This window comes from Vibrio sp. 2033 (assembly GCF_033339735.1).
This window is the reverse complement of record NZ_JAWOVC010000877.1, coordinates 1-511: the sequence shown is the minus strand read 5'-3', so window position 1 is coordinate 511 and position 511 is coordinate 1. Positions and strand designations below refer to the sequence as shown.

The 511-nt window shown below is 42.5% G+C and carries 1 protein-coding gene; it reads right to left on the bottom strand.

Features of this window, described 5'->3' with window-relative positions; translation table 11 throughout:
* Nucleotides 1-511, bottom strand: a 511-nt coding sequence (locus tag R7P74_RS29595) for a DNA polymerase III subunit beta (RefSeq protein WP_318124322.1), incomplete at both ends; no start/stop codon positions are given.

Genomic DNA, 511 nt, shown 5'->3' with positions numbered 1-511 from the left:
GATGACCGTTTCCTCGCCGCTATAGTCAGCCGGTACGATTTCTACACCTTCTCCGACGTCTGTTCCATGTGATTTTACTTCTATTTCGCCTTCCCGGATTGTCATCCTGACGGGTCGGTTTATCTCCGTCGGAATTAATGAAACGCGATGGACGGCTTTACGCATTTCCTGCAGATCGAAAGATACTTTTTTCTCAACGTCTTTGGGCAAAACCATTTCGTAATTTGGAAAAGATCCGGTTAATTTGCGGGCAATCATTAATTTGTTTGATGCCTGAAAATAAAGATGATTATGATCTTCGCCAAATGTGAATGGAGATGTAGAGTATCTTGATGCCTTGTATAGTTCATTCAATGCTTTTCGCGGTATCAAAGCTTCGAATGTTTCGCATTCCTTTTCATCCAGATTTTTTTCTATCAAGGCAAGGCGGTGCCCGTCAGTTGAAACCATTGTTACTTTTTCGCCGTTATAGATCATCTTTGCTCCCGATAGTGCAAAACGGCTTACTTCC